Here is a 10,461-nt window from a genome sequence, read left to right on the forward strand (position 1 = left end):
GTGGGAGCGGGGGCCGGTGGCGCGGCCGGGCTGGTCTCCGGTGCGGGAGCGGAGGGCTTCCGGCTCTCCTGCTTGCCGTCGTCGCTCCCGGCCTTGTCGTCCTGCCGGCCGTCGTCCGCCGACGGGGCGGGCGACGCGTCGCCTCTGTCCGGCTTGCTGTCGCTCCTTTCCCTGCCGTCCCTGCCGTCCCTGCCGTCCCTGCCGTCCCTGTCGTCCCCGCTGCCGCTGTCTGCGCCGCGTTCGCCGCTGCCGCCGGCGTCCTCCGGGGTCTCCCGGGGGGAGGTGTCCGGTGCCGGGGTGGCCGAACGGTCGTGGTCGCGGCTGGTCGGCGGGTAGTCGGTGCGCAGGCCGTCGGGGTCCGGTGTGCCGAACGGGGTGATCTCCGGTGTACCGTCCGCCTGGACACTGGTGGCGCCCTCACCGGGGTCGCGGAGGTCGAACACGTCGCCCGCGCCGGGTACCAGCCCGGACGCCACGGCGACGGCGCCCACGGCCATCGCGGCGGAGGCGCCCAGCAGTCCCGAGCGCACCGGTGCTCCCCCGCCGTGCTTGCGGTGACCGCCCCGGCGTCGCCCGGTGGCGGTGGGCGTGGGGGTGGAGGTCGTGATCGCGGCGCGGGTGGCGCGTCGATGGCGTCCCATCAGCTGCTGTCCTCACGTGCTGGGCGAACTGTCGGCGGGGCACTCACCCGATCGGGTGAGGTCCGTTGTCGGGCGACTGTAGAGCATCACCTCTGTGACGGGTGGGCCCTACGGGGAATTGTCCGGATAGCGTGCGGGAGTCGCGCGGGTGCACAAGGGGTGAAACCTCCGGAGTCGGTGGAAGCTCTCGGAAACCTCCTGGAAGGGGAGATACGGCAATGGGAGAAGTGGATAGTCGAGCCGCGGCGGCGGACCGGCAACCGGAGAGCACCCACGCCGTCCGGCTGACGGCGTGGGTGCGCGGGCGGGTGCAGGGGGTCGGCTTCCGCTGGTTCACCCGGGCGAACGCGCTGCGGATCGGCGGCCTCGTCGGTTTCGCCCGGAACCTCGACGACGGCCGGGTGCAGGTGGTCGCCGAGGGGGACCGGGCCGACTGCGCGCTGCTGCTGGACTGGCTGAGGCACGGCGACACGCCCGGGCACGTCGACGGCGTCACGGAGATCTGGTCCGCGCCGCGCGGTGGCTACGAGGGCTTCGACATGAGATGACCTGGCGTTTTCCGGACGCCGGCAGTTCGTCGGGAGTAATTTCCCGAAGCGGTTGCCAAGCGGGGGCATGGCGTGCAAGGCTGCGCTTCATAAGTGATCTACGAAAGTGATCACGAGAATGATCTACGCGCCAAACGGGCTTCCGCTCCGGCATCGATGGCTACCTGGCCACGACGTCTGCCGTTCGAGCAAGCCGCCCGTGTTTACGGCGTGTGATCGTGTTGACCGCGAAAAGTTTTGGTGAGACGCTGGAACCCCGCGCACCCTGGTTGTTTGAGCCTGTGGAACCTGTAACCGGAGCAGACATCTCTGGTGCGCAGACATCTCTCGCGACGACCCACCACCGTACCGGTCGGTCACTTCAGTGTGGAGGACCATCCATCATGGCAAAGGCGCTTCTCGGTTACGTCGGCGGCTCCGACCCCCGAGTCCTCGCCGAGATGCGAAGGCTTCAGCAGCGCGTCCAGGACCTGGAATCCGAACTCGTACGGATGCAGGCCGAGAACGACGCGCTTTCCGCTGCCTCGCGTCACGGCGACTCGCTGCTTGACAGCATCGACGTATCCAAGGGCGAGCCGGCACTCACCTGACCCGGGCGGTCCCACCGGACCATCCCGGCAATGGCGAGGGCGGATCACAAGCCCAACGCGTTGCAGAACCACGAGGGACGCTCCGGCGTCCCTTCGTCATTTCCTCCCCTGATCTTCCCCCTGATCCTGCGCTCCCCCCGATCTTGTGTTCTGCGCGTCCCCGCCCCTTGGGCGACACTTCGATCTCTCGTTACCGTCTGATGTGCCCTGCGTCCTGGGCGGCGAAACCGCACCACACCGGTAAAGTCACACGCCGTGCACCTCAAGAGCCTGACCCTGCGCGGCTTCAAGTCCTTCGCGTCCGCCACCACGCTGCGTTTTGAACCCGGCATCACCTGCGTGGTCGGGCCGAACGGGTCGGGCAAGTCCAACGTGGTCGACGCGCTCTCCTGGGTGATGGGCGAGCAGGGCGCCAAGTCGCTGCGCGGCGGCAAGATGGAGGACGTCATCTTCGCCGGTACGACCGGCCGTCCGCCGCTCGGCCGCGCCGAGGTCTCGCTGACCATCGACAACTCCGACGGCGCGCTGCCGATCGAGTACGCCGAGGTGACCATCACCCGGATCATGTTCCGCAACGGCGGCAGCGAGTACCAGATCAACGGCGACACCTGCCGCCTGCTCGACATCCAGGAACTCCTCTCGGACTCCGGGATCGGCCGGGAGATGCACGTCATCGTCGGCCAGGGCCAGCTCGACTCCGTCCTGCACGCCGACCCGGCGGGCCGTCGCGCCTTCATCGAGGAGGCGGCCGGAGTGCTCAAGCACCGCAAGCGCAAGGAGAAGGCGCTGCGGAAGCTGGACGCCATGCAGGCCAACCTGGCCCGTGTCCAGGACCTCACCGAGGAGCTGCGCCGCCAGCTCAAACCGCTCGGCCGGCAGGCCGCGGTGGCCCGCCGGGCGGCGGTCATCCAGGCCGACCTCAGGGACGCCCGACTGCGGCTGCTCGCCGACGACCTGGTGACTGTGCGCCGCGCGCTGGAGGCCGAACTCGCCGACGAGGCCGCGCTCAAGGCGCGCAAGGAGGCCGCCGAGGAGGCGGTGCGCGACTGCCGGCGGCGGGAAGCCGAGCTGGAGCAGCGGGTCCGCACCCTCGCTCCCCGGCTGGAACGCGCCCAGCGCACCTGGTACGAACTCTCCCAGCTCGCCGAACGCGTCCGGGGCACCGTGTCGTTGGCGGAGGCCCGGGTCAGGAGTGCCACCGCCGCGCCGCCGGAGGAGCGCCGCGGCCGCGACCCGGAGGAGTTGGAGCGCGAGGCCGACCGGGTCCGCGAGCAGGAGGCGGAGTTGGAGGCCGCGCTGGAGGCGGCGAGCCGGGCTCTGGAGGACACCGTCGAGCACCGGAGCGAGTTGGAGCGGCGCTTGGTCGAGGAGGAGCGGCGCATCAGGGACGCCTCGCGGGCGCTGGCCGAACGGCGGGAGCAACTGGCCCGACTGGGCGCGCAGGCGAGCGCGGCCCGCACCCGGGCCGTCTCCGCCCGCTCTGAGATCGAACGGCTGGTCGCCGCCGAGGAGGAGGCAGGGGAGCGGGCGGAGCTCGCCCAGGAGGAGTTCGAGGCGCTGCGGGCGGAGGCCGACGCCGTTCCCGACGGCGACGAGAGCGCCGAGGCGGAGCACGAGGCGGCCCGTGCCCGGCTGCGCGAGGCGGAGGAGGCGCTGGCCGCCGCCCGGGAGGCGCTTGGTGACGCGCAGCGCCGGCGCGCCGCCGTCTCGGCGCGCCGCGACGCGTTGGCGCTCGGCCTGCGGCGCAAGGACGGCAGCGAGTCGCTGCTCGCCGCCGAGGAACGGCCGGCCGGCCTGCTCGGCCGGGCCGCCGAGCGGCTGACCGTGGCGCCCGGCTACGAGGTGCCGGTCGCCGCCGCGTTGGGCGCGGCGGCCGACGCGTTGGTGGCCGCGGGTCCGGAGGCGGCGGCCGAAGCGCTGCGGCTGCTCCGCAAGACCGACGGCGGCCGTGCCGACTTCCTGCTTGCCGGAGCGCCCGGGGATCAGGCCGGGCCCCCGGAGCGGCCGGAGCCGCCGGACGGCTCACGCTGGGCGGTGTCGCTGGTGGAGGCTCCCGAGGAGCTGCGCCCGGCACTGCGGCGGCTGCTGCGCGACGTGGTGGTCGTGACGACGTTGGAGGAGGCGGAGGAACTGGTCGCCCGGCGGCCGGAGCTGACCGCCGTCACCGCCGGGGGAGACGTACTGGCCGCCTTCAGCGCGCACGGCGGCTCGGCCGGGGTGCCGAGCCTGCTGGAGACCCAGGCGGCCGTCGACGAGGCCGCCGCCGAGCTGCGCCGGCTGACCGTCCGCTGCGAGGAACTGGAAGCCGGGCTGCGGTCAGCCGAGGAGCGGCGGGCCCGCGCGGTGGAGGCCGTCGAGGAGTGGGCGGCCCGGCGCAGCGCCGCCGACCGCCGCAGATCGGAACTGGCCGGCCGGTTGGGCCGCTCGGGCGGCGCGGCGCGGGCCGCGCGAGGCGAGGCCGAGCGCTGCGCCGCTGCGGTGGCCAAGGCTCGGGAGGCGCTGGCGGCGGCCGACGAACAGGCGGCCGAGTGCGCCGAGCGGCTGGCCGCGGCCGAGGAGCTGGCCGACGAGCAGGACGAACCGGACACCGCGGTACGCGACCGGCTCGCCGCCGACGGCGCCAACGCCCGCCAGACCGAGATGGAGGCCAGGCTCCAGGTGCGCACCCATGAGGAGCGGGTGCGCGCGCTGGCCGGTCGCGCCGACTCGCTCGACCGCGCGGCCCGCGCCGAGCGGGAGGCCCGCGCGCGGGCGGAGCGGCGGCGGGCCAGGATGCGCCACGAGGCCGGGGTCGCGGAGGCGGTGGCGAACGGCGCCCGCCAGCTGCTGGCCCACCTGGAGGTCTCGCTGGTCCGCGCCGAGCAGGAGCGGGAGGCGGCCGAGCGCGCCAAGGCCGAACGGGAGGGGGAGCTGGCCGCCGAGCGGGAACGCGGCCGGGAGCTGAAGGGCGAGCTGGACCGGCTGACGGACTCCGTGCACCGGGGCGAGGTGCTGGGCGCGGAGAAGCGGCTGCGCATCGAGCAGCTGGAGGGCCGTTCGCTGGAGGAGCTGGGCGTGGAGCCGGAGGCGCTGATGCGGGAGTACGGGCCCGACCAGCCCGTGCCGCCCTCGCCGCCGGCCGAGGGCGAGGAGCTGCCCGAGGACCCGGAGCATCCGCGCAACCGGCCGGTGCCGTTCGACCGCGCGGAGCAGGAGAAGCGGCTGCGCGCGGCCGAACGCGCCTACCAGAAGCTGGGCAAGGTCAACCCGCTGGCCCTGGAGGAGTACGCGGCGCTGGAGGAACGCCACAGGTTCCTCGGCGAGCAGCTGGACGACCTGCGGAAGACCAGGGCGGACCTGCTTCAGGTCGTCCGAGACGTCGACGAGCGGGTGCGCCAGGTGTTCACCGACGCCTACCACGACACCGCACGGGAGTTCGAGGGCGTCTTCTCCCGGCTGTTCCCCGGGGGCGAGGGCCGGCTGGTGCTGACGCAGCCGGACGACATGCTCGCGACCGGCGTCGACGTGGAGGCCCGCCCGCCGGGGAAGAAGGTCAAGCGGCTGTCGCTGCTCTCCGGCGGGGAGCGCTCGTTGACGGCGGTGGCCCTGCTGGTGTCGATCTTCAAGGCCCGGCCGAGCCCCTTCTACGTCATGGACGAGGTCGAGGCGGCGCTGGACGACACCAACCTCCAGCGGCTGATCGGCATCATGCGGGAGCTGCAGGAGAGTTCGCAGCTGATCGTGATCACCCACCAGAAGCGCACCATGGAGGTCGCCGACGCGCTGTACGGCGTCTCGATGCAGGGCGACGGCGTCTCCAAGGTGATCAGCCAGCGGCTGAGCTGACCGGGGGGCGGCGACCCCGCCGAGGGCGCACATCCTTCACTTTGTGAACATCAAGCCCGTCAGGGTGGCTTGGAGATGTCCGTCGATCAGGTATTGACTTAGAAACCTGAAGGCATAGTCTCTGCAACGTCGCTTTTACCTTCAACTGGTGGTGCGCGGTCAGGCGTGTACCACTGGTAGGGCGACGTCCCACAGCCCCGGCACCGCCGCCGGGACCAGCAGGAGAGACCCTTGAGCAGCAACGCACCCCTCGGCCCACCCCGGGTCGACAGCCGCCCGCGCCACCTCGGCTACGTCGTCTTCATCGCCGCCTCGGCCGCGATGGGCGGCTTCCTCTTCGGCTACGACAGCGCCGTGATCAACGGAGCCGTCGAAGGAGTCAAGGGCAGGTTCGAGGTCGGCTCGGCCACGCTGGGCGCGGTCATCGCCATCGCGCTGGTCGGCGCGGCGCTCGGCGCGATGCTCGCCGGCCGGCTGGCCGACCGGCTCGGCAGGCCGAAGGTGATGCAACTGGCCGCCCTGTTCTTCGCCGCCAGCAGCCTCGGCTGCATGATGCCGTTCACCCTCTGGGACCTCGCCGCGTGGCGAATCCTCGGCGGCGTGGCCATCGGCATGGCGTCGGTCATCGCCCCCGCCTACATCGCCGAGGTGGCGCCCGCCGAGTACCGCGGGCGGCTCGCCTCCTTCCAGCAGGCCGCGATCGTCCTCGGCATCGCCGTCTCCCAGCTGGTCAACTACGGCCTGCTCAACCTGGCCGACGGAGACCAGCGCGGCACCCTGTTCGGCGTCGAGGCCTGGCAGCTGATGCTCGGCGCCGAGCTGGTGCCCGCGCTGGTGTACGGCGCCCTGGCGCTGCGCATCCCCGAGTCGCCGCGCTACCTCGTCGCCCAGGGACGCTTCGAGGAGGCCAAGCGCGTACTCGCCCGCGTCGAGCCGCCGGAGACGGACCTTGACGCCGAGGTGCGCCGCATCGACGAGCGGATGCGCAGCGAGCACAAGCCCAGCCTCCGCGACCTGCTCGGCGGCCGGTTCATGCTGCTGCCGATCGTCTGGGTCGGCATCGGACTCTCCGTCTTCCAGCAACTCGTCGGCATCAACGTGATCTTCTACTACAGCTCCTCGCTGTGGCAGTCCGTGGGCGTCGATCCGGAGAGCTCGTTCTTCTACTCCTTCACGACCTCGATCATCAACATCGTCGGCACCGTGATCGCGATGCTGCTCGTCGACCGGCTCGGCCGCAAGCCGCTGGCGCTCATCGGCTCGGCCGGTATGGCGGTCTCGCTCGGCGTAGCCGCCTGGGCGTTCTCCTTCAAGCAGGAGATCAACGGCGAGTTCCGGCTGCCCGACCTCCAGGGCGGTGTCGCCCTCGTCGCCGCGCACTCCTTCGTGCTCTTCTTCGCGCTCTCCTGGGGCGTGGTGGTGTGGGTGATGCTCGGCGAGATGTTCCCCAACCGCATCAGGGCCGCCGCCCTCGGCGTCGCCGCCGGCGCGCAGTGGCTCACCAACTGGCTGATCACCGTCAGCTTCCCCACGCTCTCCGACTGGAACCTCTCCGGTTCCTACGTCATCTACACGGTCTTCGCCGTGCTCTCGATCCCCTTCATCCTCAAGTGGGTGCCGGAGACCAAGGGCAAGGCGTTGGAGGAGATGGGCTGACCCACCCCGCTGCCCGCTCCTCAGCACGGGCGTCGCCCCGGCTCACCGACGAGCCGGGGCGACGCCCGTGTGGCGGGTGTGGCCGATACTGGGCCGATACTGGACGGGGTGCCCTCCCTCCGGTCTCCGGTACGAGGGCCTGCCCGTGACTTCTGGTACTCACTAGGGAACCGATGGAACTCCTCATCCTCGCCGTTGTCATCGCCGTGGTCGCCGTCGCAGCCATCGGCGGTCTGGTGGTCAGCGGACGCAAGAAGAAGCAGCTGCCGCCGCCCGACCGGTCCGCGCCGCCGACCGTCACGGCACCACCCCGCGAACCACTCGTCGGTGAGGAGGCCGAGGGTGAGCCCGAAGCCCCCGGACGACCGATCGAGGACGTCGGAGCGCCCGGCCCCGCGGCCCCCGAGCACGACGCCGAGGTCGAGGCGCCGCCCGCGCCCGCCGAGCCGGAGATCGAGACTCCCGAGCCGACGGCCGGCCGGCTGGTGCGGCTGCGCGCCCGGCTCTCCCGCTCCCAGAGCACCCTCGGCAAGGGCCTGCTGACCCTCCTCTCCCGCGACCGGCTCGACGAGGACACCTGGGAGGAGATCGAGGACACCCTGCTCACCGCCGACGTCGGTGTGACGCCCACCCAGGAGCTCGTGGAACGCCTGCGCGAACGCGTCCGGGTGCTCGGCACCAGGAGCCCCGAGGAACTGCGCGCCCTGCTGCGCGAGGAACTGCTGAACCTCGTCGGCACCGACTTCGAGCGCGACGTGCGCACCGAGACCACCGGAGCGGAGGACCGGCCGGGCGTGGTGCTCGTGGTCGGTGTCAACGGCACCGGCAAGACCACCACCACCGGCAAGCTGGCCCGTGTCCTGGTGGCCGACGGCCGGTCCGTCGTCCTGGGCGCGGCCGACACCTTCCGGGCCGCCGCCGCCGACCAGCTCCAGACCTGGGGCGAGCGTGTCGGCGCCCGCACCGTGCGCGGCCCCGAGGGCGGCGACCCGGCCTCGGTCGCGTTCGACGCGGTCAAGGAGGGCACATCGGCCGGCGCCGACGTCGTCCTCATCGACACCGCCGGCCGGCTGCACACCAAGGCCGGGCTGATGGACGAGCTCGGCAAGGTCAAGCGCGTCGTGGAGAAGCAGGGCCCGGTGGACGAGGTACTGCTCGTCCTGGACGCGACCACCGGTCAGAACGGGCTTGTGCAGGCCCGGGTGTTCGCGGAGGTCGTGGACATCACCGGCATCGTGCTCACCAAGCTGGACGGGACCGCCAAGGGCGGCATCGTCGTCGCCGTGCAGCGGGAGCTGGGCGTCCCCGTCAAGCTCGTCGGTCTCGGCGAGGGCGCGGACGACCTGGCGCCCTTCGAGCCGGAGGCGTTTGTCGACGCGCTGCTCGGCGACTGACGCGCACCCCGGTGTGTCGGCCGCCGTGCGGGAGCCCGGCTCTCAGCGGGCGGTCGGCACACTGCGGTGGCAGACGTAGGCGAGGGTGCCGAGCAGCAGCCGGGCCTGCGGCGGCCGGCCGGCGCACTCCAAGGTGGGCGGCCGCAGCCAGCCGACCGGCCCGAGCCCGGCGAAGTCCGAGGGCGGGGCGGTGATGTGGTCGCCGCGACCCCGGCAGCGCAGGTCGAGGCGGATGCCCTCCCAGCCCATCCGGTACAGCAGGTCGGGCAGTTCGGCGGCGGCGCCGGGGGCGACGAAGAACCAGGCCCGGCCGTGCGGGGCCAGCGCCACCGGGCCGAGCGGCAGCCCCATGCGCTCCAGTCGCACCAGCGCGCGCCGCCCGGCCGCCGCGGGGACGTCCAGCACGTCGAAGCTTCGCCCGGTGGGCAGCAGCAGGGTCGCCGGCGGCATGTCGTCCCACAGCCGGGTGGCGCTCTCCACCGTCGTACCGGCGGTGATCTCGACGGACGCGTCCAACGGGTGGGCGCCGGGCGCCGGACACCCGCCGGCCCCGCAGGAGCAGCCGTCCCGGCCTCGCCGGGCACCGGGCACCACGTCCCAGCCCCACAGGCCGGTGTACTCGGCCAACGCGCCCTGCTCCGACTCGCGCCCCGGGCGCCGTGGCCGGGTGTACCTCCTGGCACCCAGTCGTAGCTCCCGGAACTCGCGGATGCCGCCGATCGTGAAGCCCATGCCCCCTCCAACGGGTCCCGTGCGCCGATGGTTACGACGCTCTCGCGCGGAGCGATCCGTGCGACCACGCCGTGCGGTCGCCGCGGCGGGCCGGCCACCGCCGGTCGGTGAGGCGGTGGTGAGGTCTCGCCGGGGGTGGTGCGCCGGAGTGAACGCGCCCCTGTAGTGCTTCGTTCCATCCGTCGGTGATCGCCCCAAGTCAAGTGAAGCGTCTGGCCTCGGAGATAGGTTCAAGCGCGGGGGTGGCGAATGGTGGCGTTTCATGAATCCGACTCGCCGCGCCGGTGATCGTAGGATTACTTTCGGTGCTCACGGCGGGAGCGCGGCGGCGAAGGGGCCGGAAGACCCGGACGACGTCGCGGACGACCGGCGGTACCGGCCCGACGGCACCACCGGCCCGACGGCACCACCGGCACCGCCCACGTCGACCCGGCGGGCATCCGTCCGCCCGGAGATGACGGAAGCGGCGCGTCGCTGGGCATGCTCCAGTCGTCATCCGCGTCGGCTACCCGCCGACCGTGGCCGGTCCAACCACCGGCCACCCGTACCGAACAGGTGCCCTCGCGGGCACCGCCGAGCGACCAAGAGTTGGGGGCCAACCTGTGGGCGGCAACGGCAGCAGCGGACACGCCGGGGAGAAGCGCCCGAACGAGCAGCTCGGTTCGTGGTTCGTGCGCAGCGGCTGGTCCAAGGGTGAGCTGGCGCGCCAGGTGAACCGCCGTGCGCGCCAGTTGGGCGCGCACCACATCAGCACCGACACCTCCCGGGTACGGCGCTGGCTCGACGGCGAGCAGCCGCGGGAGCCGATCCCGCGCATCCTCGGGGAGCTGTTCTCCGAACGGTTCGGCTGTGTCGTCGGGGTGGAGGAGCTCGGGCTGCGGCAGGCGCGCCAGAGCGCCGCCGGCTCCAGCGTCGACCTGCCGTGGGCCGGCCCGCAGACGATCGGCCTGATCAACGAGTTCACCCGCAGCGACCTGATGCTCAGCCGGCGCGGCTACCTCGGCACCTCGCTGGCGATGGCCGCCGGGCCGGCCCTGATCGAGCCGATGCAGCGCTGGCTGGTGCCCGCCCCCGC

At 72.7% G+C, this 10,461-nt stretch carries 7 protein-coding genes and 1 pseudogene; 6 read left to right on the forward strand and 2 right to left on the reverse strand.

Translation table 11 applies throughout. From position 1 onward, the window contains the following. Positions 1-641, reverse strand: a pseudogene (locus FNX44_RS29010) (hypothetical protein); the annotation flags it as partial. A 227-nt stretch (positions 642-868) separates the two neighbouring features. On the opposite strand from FNX44_RS29010, the gene FNX44_RS17835 reads away from it, so the two are divergent. The 5 genes from FNX44_RS17835 (at position 869) to ftsY (ending at position 8,654) form a co-directional block, all read left to right on the forward strand. Further along, positions 869-1,189, forward strand: coding sequence for an acylphosphatase (locus FNX44_RS17835; RefSeq protein ID WP_323369470.1), 321 nt, complete (start codon positions 869-871; stop codon positions 1,187-1,189). 383 nt (positions 1,190-1,572) lie between these two features. Then, the gene (locus tag FNX44_RS17840) at positions 1,573-1,779 is read left to right on the forward strand and encodes a hypothetical protein (protein ID WP_143649276.1); all 207 of its coding nucleotides are present in this window, start codon (positions 1,573-1,575) and stop codon (positions 1,777-1,779) included. A gap of 255 nt (positions 1,780-2,034) precedes the next feature. Continuing rightward, the gene (smc, locus tag FNX44_RS17845; RefSeq protein ID WP_143649277.1) at positions 2,035-5,604 is read left to right on the forward strand and encodes a chromosome segregation protein SMC; all 3,570 of its coding nucleotides are present in this window, start codon (positions 2,035-2,037) and stop codon (positions 5,602-5,604) included. 231 nt (positions 5,605-5,835) lie between these two features. Next, positions 5,836-7,260: a sugar porter family MFS transporter gene (locus FNX44_RS17850; RefSeq protein ID WP_143649278.1), complete on the forward strand. Its 1,425-nt coding sequence runs from the start codon at positions 5,836-5,838 to the stop codon at positions 7,258-7,260. Positions 7,261-7,433: 173 nt separating this feature from the next. Continuing rightward, positions 7,434-8,654, forward strand: coding sequence for a signal recognition particle-docking protein FtsY (gene ftsY / locus FNX44_RS17855; protein WP_143649279.1), 1,221 nt, complete (start codon positions 7,434-7,436; stop codon positions 8,652-8,654). A 42-nt stretch (positions 8,655-8,696) separates the two neighbouring features. Here the strand turns inward: ftsY and FNX44_RS17860 are convergent, their stop codons facing one another. Continuing rightward, a complete protein-coding gene (locus tag FNX44_RS17860; protein WP_143649280.1) occupies positions 8,697-9,386 on the reverse strand; it encodes a bifunctional DNA primase/polymerase in 690 nt (229 codons plus the stop codon). A 602-nt stretch (positions 9,387-9,988) separates the two neighbouring features. Between FNX44_RS17860 and FNX44_RS17865 the strand changes: the two genes are divergently transcribed. Further along, positions 9,989-10,461: NsdA family TPR-like regulatory protein (locus FNX44_RS17865; RefSeq protein WP_500274134.1), on the forward strand; the 473-nt coding region annotated here is incomplete at its 3' end.

Source organism: Streptomyces alkaliterrae (genome assembly GCF_007097205.2).
GTDB classification, from domain to species: Bacteria; Actinomycetota; Actinomycetes; order Streptomycetales; family Streptomycetaceae; genus Streptomyces; species Streptomyces alkaliterrae.